Source organism: Rhizobium aethiopicum (assembly GCF_900094625.1).
Classification (GTDB): domain Bacteria; phylum Pseudomonadota; class Alphaproteobacteria; order Rhizobiales; family Rhizobiaceae; genus Rhizobium; species Rhizobium aethiopicum.
Genome location: NZ_FMAJ01000008.1, coordinates 262,142 through 278,496 on the forward strand (window position 1 = coordinate 262,142; position 16,355 = coordinate 278,496).

General features: G+C 62.5%; 14 protein-coding genes and 1 tRNA gene. 9 read left to right on the forward strand and 6 right to left on the reverse strand.

What is annotated here, in order from left to right; genetic code table 11:
* Positions 1–745: 745 nt before the first annotated feature.
* The gene (locus GA0061105_RS19010; RefSeq protein WP_092752168.1) at positions 746–1,570 is read left to right on the forward strand and encodes a DUF429 domain-containing protein; all 825 of its coding nucleotides are present in this window, start codon (positions 746–748) and stop codon (positions 1,568–1,570) included.
* 22 nt (positions 1,571–1,592) lie between these two features.
* Here GA0061105_RS19010 and GA0061105_RS19015 read toward each other — a convergent pair whose 3' ends face one another.
* Both GA0061105_RS19015 and GA0061105_RS19020 read right to left on the reverse strand, forming a co-directional pair.
* A complete protein-coding gene (locus GA0061105_RS19015; RefSeq protein WP_092752170.1) occupies positions 1,593–2,372 on the reverse strand; it encodes an SDR family NAD(P)-dependent oxidoreductase in 780 nt (259 codons plus the stop codon).
* 500 nt (positions 2,373–2,872) lie between these two features.
* Positions 2,873–3,487: a TetR/AcrR family transcriptional regulator gene (locus tag GA0061105_RS19020; protein WP_092752172.1), complete on the reverse strand. Its 615-nt coding sequence runs from the start codon at positions 3,485–3,487 to the stop codon at positions 2,873–2,875.
* Between the two features lie 111 nt (positions 3,488–3,598).
* Between GA0061105_RS19020 and GA0061105_RS19025 the strand changes: the two genes are divergently transcribed.
* The 4 genes from GA0061105_RS19025 to GA0061105_RS19045 all read left to right on the forward strand — a co-directional run bounded on the left by GA0061105_RS19025 (position 3,599) and on the right by GA0061105_RS19045 (position 9,446).
* Positions 3,599–4,285 (forward strand): PspA/IM30 family protein, encoded by a 687-nt coding sequence (locus GA0061105_RS19025; protein ID WP_092752174.1) that lies wholly within the window; start codon positions 3,599–3,601, stop codon positions 4,283–4,285.
* A gap of 47 nt (positions 4,286–4,332) precedes the next feature.
* Complete coding sequence (locus GA0061105_RS19030) at positions 4,333–4,614, forward strand: YiaA/YiaB family inner membrane protein (protein ID WP_011424367.1); 282 nt, start codon at positions 4,333–4,335, stop codon at positions 4,612–4,614.
* 92 nt (positions 4,615–4,706) lie between these two features.
* Complete coding sequence (locus tag GA0061105_RS19035) at positions 4,707–8,102, forward strand: acyl-[ACP]--phospholipid O-acyltransferase (protein WP_092752176.1); 3,396 nt, start codon at positions 4,707–4,709, stop codon at positions 8,100–8,102.
* 279 nt (positions 8,103–8,381) lie between these two features.
* Positions 8,382–9,446, forward strand: coding sequence for a dipeptidase (locus GA0061105_RS19045; protein ID WP_092752178.1), 1,065 nt, complete (start codon positions 8,382–8,384; stop codon positions 9,444–9,446).
* Between the two features lie 608 nt (positions 9,447–10,054).
* Here GA0061105_RS19045 and GA0061105_RS19050 read toward each other — a convergent pair.
* Positions 10,055–10,564, reverse strand: a complete 510-nt coding sequence (locus tag GA0061105_RS19050; protein WP_245304377.1) for a nuclear transport factor 2 family protein — start codon at positions 10,562–10,564, stop codon at positions 10,055–10,057.
* A 243-nt stretch (positions 10,565–10,807) separates the two neighbouring features.
* Here GA0061105_RS19050 and GA0061105_RS19055 point away from each other — a divergent pair, with 243 nt between their 5' ends.
* On the forward strand, positions 10,808–13,783 hold the full coding sequence (locus GA0061105_RS19055; RefSeq protein ID WP_092752180.1) for an NAD(P)-dependent oxidoreductase: 2,976 nt from the start codon (positions 10,808–10,810) through the stop codon (positions 13,781–13,783).
* Positions 13,784–14,175: 392 nt separating this feature from the next.
* Here GA0061105_RS19055 and GA0061105_RS19060 read toward each other — a convergent pair whose 3' ends face one another.
* Positions 14,176–14,583 carry a hypothetical protein gene (locus GA0061105_RS19060; protein WP_092752182.1) on the reverse strand — a complete coding sequence of 136 codons (408 nt, stop codon included), beginning with the start codon at positions 14,581–14,583 and terminating at the stop codon, positions 14,176–14,178.
* A 262-nt stretch (positions 14,584–14,845) separates the two neighbouring features.
* Here GA0061105_RS19060 and GA0061105_RS19065 point away from each other — a divergent pair.
* A tRNA-Pro gene (locus GA0061105_RS19065) sits at positions 14,846–14,922 on the forward strand.
* A gap of 159 nt (positions 14,923–15,081) precedes the next feature.
* Here the strand turns inward: GA0061105_RS19065 and GA0061105_RS32890 are convergent.
* Complete coding sequence (locus GA0061105_RS32890) at positions 15,082–15,252, reverse strand: hypothetical protein (RefSeq protein WP_156665731.1); 171 nt, start codon at positions 15,250–15,252, stop codon at positions 15,082–15,084.
* A gap of 79 nt (positions 15,253–15,331) precedes the next feature.
* Between GA0061105_RS32890 and GA0061105_RS19070 the strand changes: the two genes are divergently transcribed.
* Positions 15,332–15,571 (forward strand): hypothetical protein, encoded by a 240-nt coding sequence (locus GA0061105_RS19070; protein ID WP_092752184.1) that lies wholly within the window; start codon positions 15,332–15,334, stop codon positions 15,569–15,571.
* Complete coding sequence (locus GA0061105_RS19075) at positions 15,561–16,025, forward strand: hypothetical protein (protein WP_092752186.1); 465 nt, start codon at positions 15,561–15,563, stop codon at positions 16,023–16,025. The genes GA0061105_RS19070 and GA0061105_RS19075 overlap by 11 nt, the downstream gene beginning before the upstream one ends.
* Here GA0061105_RS19075 and GA0061105_RS19080 read toward each other — a convergent pair.
* Positions 16,022–16,285 (reverse strand): hypothetical protein, encoded by a 264-nt coding sequence (locus GA0061105_RS19080; RefSeq protein ID WP_092752188.1) that lies wholly within the window; start codon positions 16,283–16,285, stop codon positions 16,022–16,024. The two genes, GA0061105_RS19075 and GA0061105_RS19080, sit on opposite strands and share 4 nt — an antisense overlap.
* Between the last annotated feature and the right edge of the window lie 70 nt (positions 16,286–16,355).

Genomic DNA, 16,355 nt, shown 5'->3' on the forward strand with positions numbered 1-16,355 from the left:
TTCTTTCGATTCTCTTCTTGGTTCGGCCCGTTCGATGGAATAGTCCTTCGGAGAAAGCCCGAGCACCGCCTTTTGTCTCGTATGTGTATCGTAACGAAACGGAAAAGAAATTAGGCTTTGGCCAGAATGCGATTTGGAGCAGAAACAACAAAGTCGAAACTCGTATATATAGCATCTCCTTCGCTCGAAAGAGTAGCCAGGCCATCATTGGAGGCCGCACAACACCAAGGCGCTGAAATTGTGAATTGGGCTAGCGCAGATGATCGGAACAAGTTTGTACATTCGCTGGCATCGTTAGCGTCTCCGATTGAGCGCAAAACACTAAAGCACAAAACAAAGTCTATAGGTCGAGTGCCTTTCATCTAAATTGGTGGGCGAAGTTTGTTAATTCAGATTTCATCATCGCTTGATCCTGATTGGAGGAACCGGGATGTATAACAGGCCCTCTCAGGAGTTAGTGGAACTCGGGGTCTTGAAGCGTCCATCATTTTTTGGTTGACTCGGTGACGGAAAGCACGTTGCGGAACCGCAGCATTGTACGCCTCACGCGCGTTAAGAATTCCGTTTGCTTGCAGATCCATCAATCGGGAGTACTTGGCAGCTCAAACTGGACCCGTCCGTGATGGGGGCGTCAAGACGGGTTCTCTCGCAATGTGACGAGGTAACCACGGGACCTGCGATTTGGAACTACCGCTCAAATCCATAGCGAGAAGGCACAGCCGCTGCTACGGCGATATGAAATGGGATAGCATTGCAAACCAGTTTCGCCTCAATCATCGGCTTTGATTCAGCCTGGACTGACAATCCGAAAGCTCCGGGAGCAATCTGTGTCATTCGTCTAGATGGCGACGGAGCTCATCTGCATCTCGCGCCGCAGCTCGCTTCGTTCGCGCAGGCACTCGATATTGTCGAGAGTGAGCGCGCCGATGCACAGAAGTGCCTTGTCGCCTTAGATCAGCCAACGATCGTTCCGAACCTGACTGGCTCGCGTCCCGTCGATAAAGTGGCCGGATCTCTGATCTCCTGGATCGGAGGCGGCGTTCAGCCTGCAAGCCGGTCAAAGATAGGGATGTTCGACGACGCCGCGCCGATCTGGCGCTTCAAACAGGCGCTGGGTGCGAAGGAAGAGCCGGAACTCGCACGGGTTGCATCGAGCGGCCTCTTCTTGATAGAGGTTTTTCCCGCGCTGGCACTGGCTGCAATCGAAGCCACCTTCTGTTCGAGGCTTGCAGCTCCGAAATACAATCCGGTCAACAGGAGGCGCTTCAAGATCACTGACTGGCGGGCGGTTGCTGAAGCGACCAGGCGCTTCGGCATGTTGAACTCGTTGAGCCACTTGGAAGACTGGTGTTCGGTCGCGGTGAGCTTTGAGACGCCTAGCAAGGCTGACCAGGACAGGCTTGACGCGCTAATCTGCGGCTTGATCGGCCTGCATTGGCTTGTCGCCCCGCGAGATCAATCGGTGATGATCGGTGACTTGGAAACTGGCTATATGATTGCGCCAGCTACGCGAGGCGTGCATGAGCGACTGCGCGCGGCGGCGCAACAAAGGGGGGTGCCGATCGCGTGACTCCCGCGCATTTCGCGATTGTCTAAACTCGCTCCTCAAACAACCTCACCCCCGTCAACTCCGCCAGCCTCTCCACCAGCGCCTCCTGAAATCCGACATCATTCACCTCCGCAGCCGCCTGCCGCTGCTGGCGGTGATACCAATACCCGCCGCTCACCTTCGCAGCTTCGTCCTCGCTCGTCGCAAGCCACGTCTGCGTCAGATGCCCCATGTCCAGATCGTCAGGCGCGCCGGCGCCGCCCATCTTGGTTGGCACCCAGCCGGGATCCACCGCGTTGCTGAGGACGTCGGGCCAGTGGCGGGCGATGGTGGCGGCGAGGGTGGCGATGTAGAGTTTGCTTTCGGAATAGGCCTGGCTGGCGCTCCATGGCCGCTTCTTCCAGTCGATATCGTCGAGCGCGCTGGTGCCGCTGCGGTGCATGCCGCTGGTGAGATAGATCAGCCGGTGGGGCCGCGTGATCCAGGCGGTGAGGAGATAGGGGGCGAGGGTGTTGACCGCCAGCGTCTTGGCGTGACCCTCCGGCGTGTCGCCGCGGCTGCGCTCGAGATAGATGCCGGCATTGTGGATGACGGCGTCCATGCGGCCGATGGCGTTGACCTGTTCGGCGATCGAGCAGGTTTCCTCGGCGCTGGCGAGGTCGCCGATGACGAGGCCGAGGGCGGCGGCGGAGGTTTCTGCGATGGCCGCGGCGCGCTCGCGGGAGCGGGCGTGGAGGACGACCTCGTGGCCTTCGCGGATGAGAGTGCGGGCGGCGGCGAGGCCGAGGCCATCGGTGGAACCGGTGATGAAGATGCGGCTCATTGGGGTTCCTTTCGCGGGGGGCGTGAAGGGCGCAGGGTGCTGGGTAGGGGTGCTCGGGTCAAGCCTGGGAGGACGGAGTAGGGAGGCGCGATTGGGGAGAGGCGGGATGGTGGAGCAGGTCCGGCCGCGTGCGGGGAGGCTGGAGCTTGGCGGGGCGCTCCCCACACACTCCGTCATCCCAGGGCTTGACCCTGGGATCCATGCGGCGAGCGCGGCGTTGGCGGTCGGCGGGAGGGCAGGGGCACGCCTTTGTAAATTAATGCACGCCGAGTGCTGCGGGTGGATCCCAGGGTCAAGCCCTGGGATGACGGAGAGGGGGGTGGGGTTTAGGCCGGAACCGCGAGGCCGTTCGCCGGATGATGCCGCTCCGTCTGACACGGCGAGCACAATGCTCGGGGCATGGATCCCAGGCTCAAGGCCTGGGATGACGGAGTGTGTGGTGGCGGTGCGGCGAACACGGCAACGTTGGTCCGCCGCTCCACCCCGCCATTTCAACACCCTCACATCCCCTGCCGCCGCAGTTCCGCCCCCGCCGCGATCGTCTGCACCAGCTCGTCCACCTCCCGCGCCAACCGTTCCAGCGGCAGGCCGACGAAGCGCCCCTCCAGGCTGATGCTGACCACTCCATGCACCGCGCCGAACAATGTGCGGGCGCGGATGGCGCGGTCTTCGGGGGGCATGTCGGGCTGCAGTTCGGCGAGCGGCTCGGCGATCACGTCCATCAGGAAGAGGTGTTCGTCGAGGTGCCATTGCGGCGTCGGGCTGGTGGCGGGGGGGAAGTGGTCGAACAGCGCCTTCCAGAGATGGCGGTGTTCGACGGCGAAGGCGAGGTAGCCCTGGGCGAGATTGCGCAGGCGGTCGGTCGGGCTTTTGCCCTTGGCCTCGTCAAGCGTCAGCCTCGCCTCCAGCGCCTTCAGCGTCGAAGAATTGACGTGGATGACGAGCTCGGCGAGATCGGTGAAGACGGTGTAGAGGCCGCCGAGCGCGCAGCCGGCGTCCTGGGTGATGTCGCGGGCGCGCAGGTTGGTCAGGCCGTCGCGGGCGATGCGGGCGTGCGCCGCCTCGATCAGCCGCGCTTTCAAATCCTCGCGTTTTTCTTCTCGTCTGCCGGCCATTAACCATTTCCCTTCGATTTTTTGAACGACGTTCAAAATTTATCTTGAACGTCGTTCATGATTCTGCCATAACTCATCTCGTGAACAACGTTCATAAACCGGAGGACAGAAATGTTCAAATTGATTTCCACATTGCTGCGGGGCAGGGCGCATGATGCCGAGCAGGCTTTCGCCGATCGCCACGCCGTGCCGCTGCTGGCCCAGCAGATCCGCGAGGCCGCCCAGTCGATCCAGACGGCGCGGCGCAGCGTCGCCGTCGCCATCGCCCAGAACGAGCAGGAAAAGGCGCAGCATCAGACGATCCTTGCCCGCATCGCCGATCTCGAAACCCGCGCCACCGCGGCGCTCACCAAGGGCAATGAGGCCCTGGCGCGGGAAGCGGCTGAGGCGATCGCCTTTCTCGAGGCCGAGCGCGATGCGTCGGAACAGGCGCAGAGCCAGTTCACCACATCGATCGCCAAGCTGAAGGGCATCGTCAGGGATGCCGAGGCGCGGCTGCAGGCGCTGCAGCGCGGCGAGCGGCTGGCCCGCGCCACGCAGGAAGCGCAGAAGCTCGATATCGCAGTCGCCGGCCCCGGCCTTGCCACGCTCGACGAGGCCGAGGAGACGCTGGCCAGGCTTCGCCTGCGCCAGAGCCAGAACGAGCTGACGGCGGCGGCGCTGAAGGAGATGGAAAGCGCCACGCGGCCGGCCGGCATCATCGAAAAGCTTGCCAATGCCGGCTGCGGCGCGCCGCTCACCTCATCGGCCGATGACGTGCTCGCCCGGCTGAAGAGCCGCATCACCCCGGCCGCCTGATCGCATTCCATCCAGCCATTCATTCATCGAACCAAGGGACAAAGACCATGAACGACAGTTTCCAGAAACATTCCGCCAGCTGGGTCAGCTTCTCCTACATCTCCTTCGGCGCCGCCGCCTTCATGCTGGCGCTCGGCCTCTACATGATGCCGCTCGATCTCTGGGGGAAGGGCTATCTCGCCATGGGCATATTGATGCTGGTGCAGACGACGGTGAATATCACCAAGACGCTGCGCGACAATGCCGAATCCGAGAAGCTGATCCGCAAGGTCGAAGATGCCCGCACCGAAAAGCTGCTGGTCAAATTCAATCGTAGCGATGAAGATTGATCTTCCTTAACCACATCGCAGAGTTGTTATCGCACTCAACTTTTGCGTAACAACTCTGTGGCCTTCTCTGCCCACCAAAAGAGGGTCTCGCCGTGCAAAACAATCTGATGACATCGAGGAAATTCGCGCCGCTGTTCTGGACACAGTTCCTGACTGCCTTCAACGACAATTTCCTCAAGAATACTTTGGTATTCCTCATCCTCTTCAAGATGTCGGCGAGCGAGGGGGCAGCCTTGGTGACGCTTGCCGGCGTCATCCTCATCGTGCCCTTCCTGCTGCTCTCGGCGCTCGGCGGCGAAATCGCCGACAAGCACGACAAGGCCAAGGTGGCCGAACTCTTGAAACGCTGCGAGATCGGCATCGCCGCTCTTGCCGTCGTCGGCCTCGGCTTTTCCTCGATTTTTGTGCTGATGGTGGCGCTCTTCGGCTTCGGCGTCGTCTCGGCGCTGTTCGGGCCGATCAAATACGGCATCCTGCCCGATCATCTCGAACGCCGCGACCTGCCGAAGGCCAATGCCTGGATCGAGGGCGGCACCTTCATCGCCATTCTCGGCGGCACGATCATCGCCGCCCTTGCCTTCTCAAGCGGCGACAATGTGCTGCTCTTCGGCTCGATGATGATGGGGCTGTCGCTGCTCTGCTGGCTTTCGGCCCGCATGATCCCGCCGACCGGCTCCAAGGCGCCGGATCTTCAGATCGATCGCAATGTCATCCGCTCCAGCTACACGCTGGTCATGGAAATCCGTGAGGACAAGCGGCTGTGGCGTTCGGCGCTGATGAACTGCTGGTTCTGGCTGGTCGGCGCCTTCATTCTCTCCATCCTGCCGACCATGGTGACCGAGCTGCTCGGCGGCTCCGAGCTCGTCGTGCCGGCCTATCTCACCGTTTTTGCGGTGGCCGTCGCGATCGGCTCCGGCATCGCCGCCTGGATGTCATCAGGCCGCATCGTGCTCCTGCCGGCCCCTGTTGGTACGGCGCTGCTCGGCCTCTTCAGCCTCGATCTCGCCTGGAACCTCTGGGGCCTCGCTTCGACGTCGCACGCGACGACCATCCTCGCCTTCTTCGCCGGCGAAAATACCATCCGCGTCGCCATCGATCTCGCCGGCATGGCAATCTCCGGCGCCTTCATCGCGGTGCCGACTTTCGCCGGCCTGCAGAGCTGGGCGCATGAGGACCGCCGCGCCCGCGTCATCGGCGCCGCCAATGTGCTGTCGGCGCTGTTCATCACCGTCGGCCTCGGCCTCGTCGCCGTCATCCAGGCGCTCGGCGCCTCCATCCCTGAGATCCTGATCGGCCTCGGCATCGTCAATTTCGCCGTCGCCTGGCTGATGCTGAAGACGCTGCCGACCAATGCCTTCCGCGATTTCATCTCGATCCTGTTCCGCGCCTTCATGCGTCTCGAGGTCGAGGGGCTGGAGAATATCAAGAAGGCCGGCCCGGCGCCGATCATTGCTCTCAACCATGTCAGCCTGCTCGATGGCGCCTTGGCGCTCGCCATCACCGAGGAGGAGCCGGTCTTTGCCGTCGATTACAAGATCGCCCAGGCCTGGTGGGTGCGGCCCTTCCTGAAACTGTGCAAGTTCCTGCCGCTCGACGCGACAAAGCCGATGGCGACGCGCTCGCTGATCAAGGTGGCGCAGGAAGGCAACCCGATCGGCATCTTCCCCGAAGGCCGGCTGACGGTGACCGGCACGCTGATGAAGGTCTATGACGGTGCCGCCATGGTCGCCGACAAGACCGGCTCGATGGTGGTGCCGGTCAAGATCGACGGGCTGGAGAAGACCTATTTCTCCTATCTCGACAACGGCAAGATCCGCCGCCGGCTGTTTCCCAAGGTCAAGGTCACCATTCTCGAGCCGGTAAAGCTCGAAGTGCCGCCGGAGCTGAAAGGCCGCAAGCGTCGCACGGCAGCGGGTGCCGCCCTCTACCAGGTGATGTCGAACCTGTTGTTCCGCACCGCCGATACCTCGTCCACCGTGCTCGAGCGTGTTATCCAGGCCGGCCACGAATTCGGCATGGGCAAGCTCGCCGTCGAAGATCCGGTCACCGGCCGGCTGACCTATGGCAAGCTGCTGACGGGTGCTGCCGTGCTCGGCGCCAAGTTCCGCGCCCGTTTCCCGGAGAAGAACCTCGGCGTCATGCTGCCGAATGCCAATGGCGCCGCCGCCACCCTGCTCGGCGTCATGAGCGCCGGCAAGGTTCCGGCCATGCTGAACTTCACCGCCGGAGCCGCCAATATCCTCTCTGCCTGCAAGGCGGCTGAGGTCAAACACGTGCTGACCTCGCGCGCCTTCGTCACCCAGGCCAAGCTCGGCCCTGTCATCGAGGAGCTGGAAAAGCAGCTGACGATCGTCTGGCTCGATGATCTCACAACCGAAATCTCATTCAAGGACAAGCTCATCGGGCTTCTCCGCAAGGCGCGGCCGCTCGTCAAGCGCCAGGCCGACGATCCGGCCGTCATCCTCTTCACCTCGGGCTCCGAGGGCACGCCGAAGGGCGTGGTGCTGACCCACCGCAACATCCTGTCGAACGCCGCCCAGGCCGCCGCCCGCATCGATTTCCACAGCGGCGACAAGGTGTTCAACATCCTGCCCGTCTTCCATTCCTTCGGGCTGACGGCCGGCACCGTGCTGCCGCTGATCTCGGGCGTGCCGGTCTATTTCTATCCATCGCCGCTGCATTACCGCATCGTGCCGGAGCTGATCTATGTCTCCAACGCCACGATCATCTTCGGCACCGATACCTTCCTCAACGGCTATGCCAGGACGGCGCATCCTTATGATTTCCGCTCGATCCGCTACATCTTCTCCGGCGCCGAGCCGGTGAAGGCTTCGACCCGCCACACCTACATGGAGAAATTCGGCCTGCGCATCCTCGAAGGTTACGGCGTCACCGAGACCGCGCCTGTGATTTCGATCAACACGCCGATGTACAACCGCTCCGGCACGGTCGGCAAAATCCTGCCGGGCATGGATTGGAAGCTCGAGCCGGTGCCCGGCATCGACGAGGGCGGCAGGCTGCATGTGCGCGGCGCCAATGTCATGGCCGGTTATCTCCGCGCCGAAAAGCCCGGCGTGCTCGAACCGCTCGCCGATGGCTGGCACGACACCGGCGACATCGTCACCATCGACGAGGACGGCTTCGTCAAGATCCGCGGCCGCGCCAAGCGCTTCGCCAAGATCGGCGGCGAAATGGTGTCGCTGGCGGCAATCGAGGCGCTCGCCGCCGAGCTCTGGCCCGGCGCGCTCTCGGTCGTCTCCTCGCTGCCCGACCCCAAGAAGGGCGAGCGCCTGGTGCTGCTCACCGAAGCCGAAACCGCCACCCGCGCCGAATTCCTCGCCTTCGCCAAGTCCAGGGGCGCCATGGACATGATGGTCCCGGCCGAGGTCACCATCGGCAAGGTGCCGGTGCTGGGCTCCGGCAAGGTCGATTTCGTCGCGGCGCGCAAGCTGGCGGAGGGGGCGGCTGAGAAGGAAGAGGCGGCGTAGGCGAAGGTTAGGGGGCGTCCGGTTCTGTGGCACCCCCCTCTGCCCTGCCGGGCATCTCCCCCACAAGGGGGGAGATCGGCAAGCGGCGAACACCTCGGTCCCTTCTATTGATATACGGATGTAAGCGGTCATTGTTTGGGGAAGCCCGTGAGCCCAACCAATCTCCCCCCTTGTGGGGGAGATGTCCGGCAGGACAGAGGGGGGTGCCACACGCCGCAGTGACTATTCGGCAATCCAAGCGTCCCGACCATGCAAAGTTAACCCTCGGAGCAAACCGACATGGCCGACATCGAAATCTTCGACGGGCACAATGACGCCGTTCAGTTCATCGCCGAATACACGCCGTCCGGCCGGGACTTCCTGCTGAGGTCGGAAACCGGGCATCTCGATCTGCCGCGGGCGCGTGAGGGCGGCCTGGTCGGCGGCTTGTTTGCACTGCATGCGGGCCCGGAGCATCCGCCGGAAAATGACCTGATCATAAAAGAAGACGGCTACGAAGTCGTCTATGCCGAGAGCCTCGATCCGCTTTATGCCCGCCGGCAGATCGAGGCCCAGCGTCTGGCGCTGGAGGGATTGATCCGCCGCTCCGGTGGTCGGATGCGCCTGGCGGTCAATGTCGATGAGATCGCGGCCGCCAGAGCCGAGGGCGCCTTCGCCGTCGTGCTTCATATGGAAGGGGCCGAAGCGGTGGATGGCGAATTCGACTATCTCAAGCAGCTCTATGATGCGGGCCTGCGGTCGCTGGGGCCGGTCTGGAGCCGCCCGAACATATTCGGCTACGGCGTTCCCTTCGCCTATCCCAGGTCGCCGGATACCGGTCCCGGGCTGACCGCGATCGGCAAGGAGCTGGTCAGGACCTGCAATCGGCTCGGCATCATGATCGATCTGGCGCATCTGAACGAACGCGGATTCTGGGATGTGGCAGCCTTGAGCGACGCCCCTCTCGTCGTCACCCATGCCTGCGCCCATGCCGTCTGCCCGTCGACCCGAAACCTCACCGACAGGCAGCTCGACGCCATCCGCGACACCGACGGCGTGATCGGCTTCAACCTCTCGGTCAACGACATCCGGGCGGATGGCCACCTGATTGACGATACCCCGCTCGACGACATCGTTGACCATATCAAATATCTGATCGACCGCGTCGGCGAAGACCGGGTCGCCCTCGGATCGGATTTCGACGGCGCGGTGATTCCTCGCGCGATCAAGGATGCGAGCGGCCTGCAGCAGCTCTTCGAAGCGATGCGCAAAAACGGCTTCGACAGTGAGAGCCTGTCGAAATTCGCCTTCGACAACTGGCTGCGCGTGTTTAAGCTGACATGGAAGAACGGTCCGTCGTCGTGACGCGGATGCGGTGCCGCTGCGGGGAGACCAATGAAGTCGAGTGCTTGGCTGTGGATCCCAGGTTCAAGCCCTGGGATGACGGAGTGTGTGTTGGCGTTCTTGCCAAACCCACAGACGGTGCAGCGTGTGCCTCCGCTTGCCGCAGTTCCATTACCGCCGCTGAGCCGCGGCCTCATCGCGCCGGCGAGTCCTGTGTTTCCCGGCACCACCTCTCCTCCGTCATCCCAGGGCTTTACATCAAGCCCTGGGATGACGGAGTGTTGGGTGGCGTTCTCACCACACGTACCGCCGGTGCAGGACGCGCGCCTTTGCATCGCGCCGGTGGAGCTGACGGGTCCGGCACTATCTCTCCTCCGTCAGAAGCCCCATCCCACGCCGGCGAGGCGTGTGCTCCCGGCACCACCTCTCCTCCGTCATCCCAGGGCTTGACCCTGGGATCCACAGCCGAGCACGGCGGGCAAGCGGGCGCAACGGCGTCGCCATGCGCCCGCCACGACTGGCATCACCGCTCCGGTAAAGCCTCGATCGCGTGGCGGCATCGACCAGCGCCCCGCCGGTTTCGGGCCGGCGATGTCGCCTACAGCGGCACCGCCGCGCTCGCCTGAGGTTCAGGATTTGACGCTTTCGAGATGCCAGACCTTGGCGACGATGCGCCAGCCCTCGGCGCCCCTTGCGAAGCAGAGGTGGTCGATGAAGATATTGGCATGGATGCGCGGCCGGACCTTGACCGTGGCAGCCTTCGGCGACAGCCAGTCGATCAGGATGATTTCATCCTCGCGATCCTGGGCGCGGCTGGCCGGAGACACCCGCTTGGCGATCACCTGGCGGTAATTTGCGATCGGGTCGACCGTGATCCTTCCCTCGTCTGCGTCGAACAGGCTGCAGGCGGGGTGAAAGACCTGGTCGAACAAGGCGAGATCGCAGGCATAGAGGGCGTCGAAATAGATCTGGATCGCATCCAGCAGTTCGGTATCGCGGCGCATCGTGTTTCCCATTGTTGTCGGCCGGGCAAATTCGCATGGCTGCAGCAGGCGTTGCCAGTGGCGGAACTGCCAGATGTCGATGCGTTCATGCCAAAGAGTGCACACTTCGTTCTTCACGCCGAACAGACGTGTCATCACCGTCGTCTATGATGGCGCGATTGCGTCCCTGTCCGGAGCAGCGGGCGTATTTGCCAAGAGATTCCGGCTCCTGATCAATCTCAGTGGGAGGCATAAATCGCCGGTGCACTGTCGGGCTTGCGTGGGCGAAGTATCCTGATGACGCGTTTCGCCTGTTGTTCGGCGCATATGAGGTTGTGTCGCCGGGGCAGTCGCTTCACCATGAAGGCAACTTCAGCTCCGGACAGAGACAGGCAGGCAATGACAGATATCGCGCAGATGCAGGAACAGCGGTTGAGCGCCCTTCGACAGACCGCGTCTGGCGCGCCGAGACTGCCGTCCAACCCGTTCTTCGGCGTCGGGCCGATCACCGATGCGACGACCGACGAGGTCGACAGCCGCCTGCGGCGCATCGCCTTCGACGCCTGGATCGAAAAGACCTATCGCAAGTTCGACGACAAGGGCAACGATATCGGCGGCTTCACCACGGCCGAGATTTCCCGCAGCATGCATCGCGGCTATCCGGCCGACAAGATCCTGACCGACATGATGCGGGCGATCCACCGCTATTTCGGCTTTCCCAAAACCAACCGCATGGCGGTCGGTCTCGGCGGCGGCCACAGCGGCTTCACCGTCTGCATCCAGCACCTGATGAATGCCAACGATGCCGGCCAGCGCGTCTATGTCGATACGCCGCGGCCGGAGAGCGATCCGTCCAAGGCGGCGGGCTTCTTCCGCCAGTCATGGGCCACACAGCTGATCGAGATGCAGCGCTTCGCCGAAAAAGGCTGCGAGAGCCGCATTCATTTCGCCGCCTCCGAGGGCGTGATCCCGACGGCGGCCGAACTGTCGGCCCTCGGCGTGTCGATCTTCGTCGGCGTCGGCCACGAGACGACTGGGGCCAATGCCTATACCAGCGGCGAAATCCACGAGCTGTTGAACTGGCTCGATGGCGATCCGGCCAACCGCCATGCGGTGTTCGACGCCACCTCGATGCTCGGCGCCATGCCCTGGGAGCCCGAACTGGTCAGCGCCGTGATGGCGAAATGCTGCCTGTTCATGCCGTTCCAGAAGGCGATCGGCGGCATCTCCGGCTATTTCGTCGCCTCCTTCACCCCGCATGCCCTGGCCCTGATCGAGAAGAACCAGCAGGATCCCGCCTGGGCGATCCCGCGGCAGCTGAAGATCGCGCCGCCGATCGATCCGCGCCAGCCGTTTTCGGCTAAGCGCTCCGTCGATGCCGGCCCATTCTACGATGCCGCCGAAGACCGCATGCTCGGCGGCGTCATCAACACCTATAGCGCGCTCGCCTTTGCGGAGACCACCTTCGGCCTGCTGCAGTCGGAGGCCAGGGTCGGCTCGGTCGTCGAGCTCAACCGCCGCTCCGCCGCCAATCGCGCCGTGATCGACGAATGGGTCAAGTCGCACCCGCTTCTGTCTTTGACCGTCACCGATGCCGAGCGGCGCGGTGCGGCGGTGACGCTGCTGAAGGTCGAGGATCAGGGCATCACCGATGCCGCCATCCACGCTCGTATCATTGCCCGCTCCAAGCAGCTGCTCGGTTATGAGGGCATCACCCATCCGAACGGCGAATACGAGCCCGGCCTCGACGCGGCCCGCTACGTCAACGCCTTCCCGGGCACGCCGGGCGATTACCGCGCCTGGGTTGGCGGCATCCGCGAGCCGGAAGATGTAGTGGCGCTCCTGGAAAATCTGCAATATGCCTATCTCAGAGCCAAGATCGTCGTTCTCGAGGAAGAGCTGGAAAAACACGGCGTAACCTTCGAGGCGCCGGTCAAAGCTGAAGGCGCGCTGCGCAAGGATGATCCGAACCGCGCCTATACGGTGCTGATCGCCGATCTGGTCGGCCTGCGCTTCGGCGCCGACGGTGAGCCTGACTACAGCGAGGTCAAGGCCTATATCGAGGAGAAGGGCGGGGTCTTCCATCTCGGCCCGCTCGGCGATCGCGCCGGCCTCGAAAAGGGCCGCATCCACTTCTTCTACCAGCCGAACTTGAGCACCGAGGCGGAAATCCTGCCGCAGACCGACAAGGGCCAGTACGACGCCCTGATTGCGGCTGCGACCTTCATCCCGAAGGCCTCGGTCTTCCCGCTCGGCGGCGTGCGCATCGGCGCCGGCACCGGCAATATGGGCTCGGCCTCCTGGGGCGGCGGCAACGGCGAGGGCGGCACCGCGGCCCTGATGAACACGCCCGGCATCAACAGCCGCGCGACCGCACAGATGGCCGTGAAGGCGATCCTGAAGGTCGTTCCCGACCTGCCGGTCGACCGGCTGCACCGGATGGTCGCCGGCGGCGATTTCGATACCGGCCGCCAGCTCAAGGATTTCCCGACGGCCAAGCTCGAGGGCCGCAAGCTCGCCGTGCTCGGCTACGGCAATATCGGCCGTGAAGTCGCCAAGCTCGCTAGGGCTTTCGGCATGCAGGTGGCGATCTATGCCCGCGAGCATCACAAGCGCTGGATCGAGGCCGAGGGCTTTAACTATGCCGCAAGCCCGGCCGAAGCGGCCAGCGGCGCCGATGTGCTCTCCGTCCATATCGGCCTCGGCCGCCTGGATGCATCGACCGGCATCTATTCCAATGCCGGCACGGTGGACGCGAAAGTGCTCTCCGCCATGAACCATGGCGCGGTGCTGGTCAATTACGACCGCGGCGAAGTGGTCGATACCGACGCGCTCGACGCGGCGCTGTCGTCGGGCAAGATCGCCCATGCGGCAATCGACGCCGACCTCTTCAGCGATGCCGCGACCGGCACGCTCAGCGGCCCGATGCTGCCCTACCTGCCGCTCGAACAGCGCCACAAGGGCAAGCTCGAGCTCTTGCCGCATGCCGCCGCCGACACCGATCACCCCTCGCGGGTGACCGGCGCCAAGCAGGCGGTCGACCAGATCTTCGACGTCATCCGCTTCAAATCCGTCGTCAATCTCAAGGGCGACCTGCCGGAGGGTTACGTCTCGGCCGGCAGCCGCACGCCGGCCGGCATCGGCAAGGTGACGAAGCAGGTGGTCGCGGAAGCCGGCGTCAAGGCGGAACTGCTGGAAGAACTGCGCCAGACCTCGGAAAAGATCGCCGCCATCACGGGCGCGCTCTCCGCCGTCTCCGATCCCGGCCATCGCGCGCGCATCGTCGAGCGTTACACCGCCCTCCTGGTCGAAAACGCCGACCGGCAGCGGGCGCTTCTCGAGGAGCTCGGCCTCTACGGCCCGGCGGAGGGCTGAGCTCAATCGGCCGGCTCGGCGGGCAGCGATGGTCTCCTATCATTATCGTAATGAGGGGACGCGGCAAGACGATCGCGATTATCGACATCACGCGGCGCGTGGGCAGACGTGGGCGTCGAATCCTGTGGAACCTCCCTCTGCCCTGCCGGGCATCTCCCCCACACGGGGGGAGATTGGCAGGAGGCGAAGACTTCGTCCTCGCTGGCCGATGCGCAGATTCGTCTGAAAAGACGAGCGACGTTGTAAACGGAAATTGCTCAGGGAAACCCTGAAGCCCATCCGATCTCTCGCTTGTGGGGAAGATGCCCGGCAGGGCAGAGGGGGTATCTACGCGTTACCGGCGGTCTCAGGCGGCACCCTTGCCGCCTGTCTCCATAAGCCGGATGAGCCCGTTACTTCTGTTCGGGCGCCAGGAACTCGGCGCAATAGGACGGGCCGTTGACGCCCGGAATGTCGGCGACGGTGCGGATGTCGCGGATCGTGTAGTCGGAATTGGTGGTGATTTCGGCCTGGCAGCGCAGATAGGCGGTGCGGGCGGCGGAAATCTGCTTGCCGCGCTTGCCATCGGCGCCCTCGGCGTATTTCGCCGGAATGCGCACGGTCTTGTAGCCGCCGCGCCAGGCGTAGATGGTGCTCGCACCTTCCTCGCGATCGCTGATCGGCGGCCCATAGGCGGCAAAGAAGATGCCGGCCGATTTGCCGACCCAGCGGGCCTCGATCGGATTGCCGGCGGAAGGAATGGTCGTGCATCCGGCAAGCGCAATGGCAAGCCCGGCCGCGGTGATGGTGCGGAGTTTCATCGTGTCGTTCCTGATCTCTAGCGCATTGGCTGCGAAGCCGCCGTCACGGCGGTTTCGCCTGTCCCGCCGAGCCCTTTAGCGCGGAACCCGGCAAAAGAAAATTGCCCCTTTTGCACTTCCGTTCGATTTGCCGAGGGTGTGTCTTTTTGCAGCGGCGTCCCATCCCGGCCGCTGTCATCAACCCGTCAAAAAATCCGTCGGGTTTTTGAAATTTGGCGCTTGTGCAACCAGATAGGCTGTTCTATAGAAGCGCCGCTGGTCACGGAGTGTAGCGCAGTCTGGTAGCGCACCACGTTCGGGACGTGGGGGTCGAGTGTTCGAATCACTCCACTCCGACCAGCTAGAAACCCCGCTCCGGCGGGGTTTTTCGTTTCTCACTCATAGATTAATCAAAATGGGGAAGCCCATCTGGGTATGAGCCCTGATCGAGAAGCGTCCATTGCCTCGGGCGCTTTGCCAACGTTCCGATAACGAGGGCAACGCTCTTCCTCAGGGTAGTCATTCTCCTACTTCTCCTTCAGCGTAAGCCACTTTCCCTGCTTCGATGATCTGCCGCCGCTTCCGACGATAGATGAATCGCAGGAAACCATCGATGTTACCCGAAATCCCGGCGACGGCGGTGTTCAGTTTCAGGATTTCCTTCATCAAGAAGTTTTCATCAATAGCCATGCAAAGAACTCATCAACATTGTATATGCTGACGGTATCAGCGGACGCGGCGGTGCAAGATTCGAGGGGTGGAGGGGAAGATGTTCTGGAAAAAGACGGAGACCAAATCAGCTCGACAGACGCTGCAGGACGAAATCGAAGAACACCGCGAAGCAATCCGGCTATCCGAAGATTTCGATGAAGTCTTTCCCGATCCGGTCGTACATCCGGAAGTTCATAAGCAGGCAGCTACCCTGGAGGCCATGGATTTTAAACACGTCGCGGAAGCAGACCGAAGAAATTTTCGAGCGCACTGTCTGCGCTGGTCGCTTGCTGAATGACCGGTTGTCATATGGTGGAGGGCAATGGCGCGTAATCGAAAGCGATGTCGGGATCGCCGATGACTGGTCAGGATATAACCTGCCTCGCATTACCGGCCGACACTACAAGCTGTATTATGGTAAGCTTCGCAATGGGACGTTGGTCATCAGTCGGGATGGTTCCGGGCGATATGGGTCCGAAGGCGTAAGCATCGGCCTGAGCTTCAGGTTTCCATTCCTCTATGAGTTCGACGCAATCTATGAAATATTGCGCACGCTGACTTGGCAGCTGAGCAACAGCAAAGACGTCGACATGGATCGTCGTGATGCTACACTGACACGTGAACTTCTACGAACGCTATGGGGTATCCAGCGCGACGAGATGTACGTCTTCCAATTTCACGAGGCAGGCCCGGCAACCGTAATGTTCGAGCAGCTGCAAAGTATGCAGAGCAGATTGGCGCACCAGATTTAATCGAGCTGAGCTGCGGCGAGTTCGGGAAATTTGCGCCGCCAGTTGTCGTCAGCAGTCTTGAGGATATCGGCGTTGTCGGTCATCACCTTTAGACCGGCGAGGCTTAGATCGGTGAACTTGTCCGAGAGAACGGTATCGAGCCATTTCTCCATTATATTCTCTACGGTCAGTTCCCGGTTGAGGTCAGTCAATTCGTGGAGGTGCTGGTAGACCTCAGTCTTCAGTTTCGTCTGCGCCTCCTTCACGTGATCAAGGTACAAGGAATACTCCACCCGAGCCACAAGAAGGGGCGAGTATTCCTCTTGCTGACGCGCGCTGTCGAACTGCTTC

Excerpts from the sequence above, each read along its gene's own strand:
- GA0061105_RS19015 (WP_092752170.1), bottom strand. The coding sequence starts at position 2,372 with ATGAGCCGCATCTTCATCACCGGTTCCACCGATGGCCTCGGCCTCGCC.
- GA0061105_RS19020 (WP_092752172.1), bottom strand. The coding sequence starts at position 3,487 with ATGGCCGGCAGACGAGAAGAAAAACGCGAGGATTTGAAAGCGCGGCTG.
- GA0061105_RS19025 (WP_092752174.1), top strand. The coding sequence starts at position 3,599 with ATGTTCAAATTGATTTCCACATTGCTGCGGGGCAGGGCGCATGATGCC.
- GA0061105_RS19030 (WP_011424367.1), top strand. The coding sequence starts at position 4,333 with ATGAACGACAGTTTCCAGAAACATTCCGCCAGCTGGGTCAGCTTCTCC.
- GA0061105_RS19045 (WP_092752178.1), top strand. The coding sequence starts at position 8,382 with ATGGCCGACATCGAAATCTTCGACGGGCACAATGACGCCGTTCAGTTC.
- GA0061105_RS19050 (WP_245304377.1), bottom strand. The coding sequence starts at position 10,564 with ATGACACGTCTGTTCGGCGTGAAGAACGAAGTGTGCACTCTTTGGCAT.
- GA0061105_RS19055 (WP_092752180.1), top strand. The coding sequence starts at position 10,808 with ATGACAGATATCGCGCAGATGCAGGAACAGCGGTTGAGCGCCCTTCGA.
- GA0061105_RS19060 (WP_092752182.1), bottom strand. The coding sequence starts at position 14,583 with ATGAAACTCCGCACCATCACCGCGGCCGGGCTTGCCATTGCGCTTGCC.
- GA0061105_RS32890 (WP_156665731.1), bottom strand. The coding sequence starts at position 15,252 with ATGGCTATTGATGAAAACTTCTTGATGAAGGAAATCCTGAAACTGAAC.
- GA0061105_RS19070 (WP_092752184.1), top strand. The coding sequence starts at position 15,332 with ATGTTCTGGAAAAAGACGGAGACCAAATCAGCTCGACAGACGCTGCAG.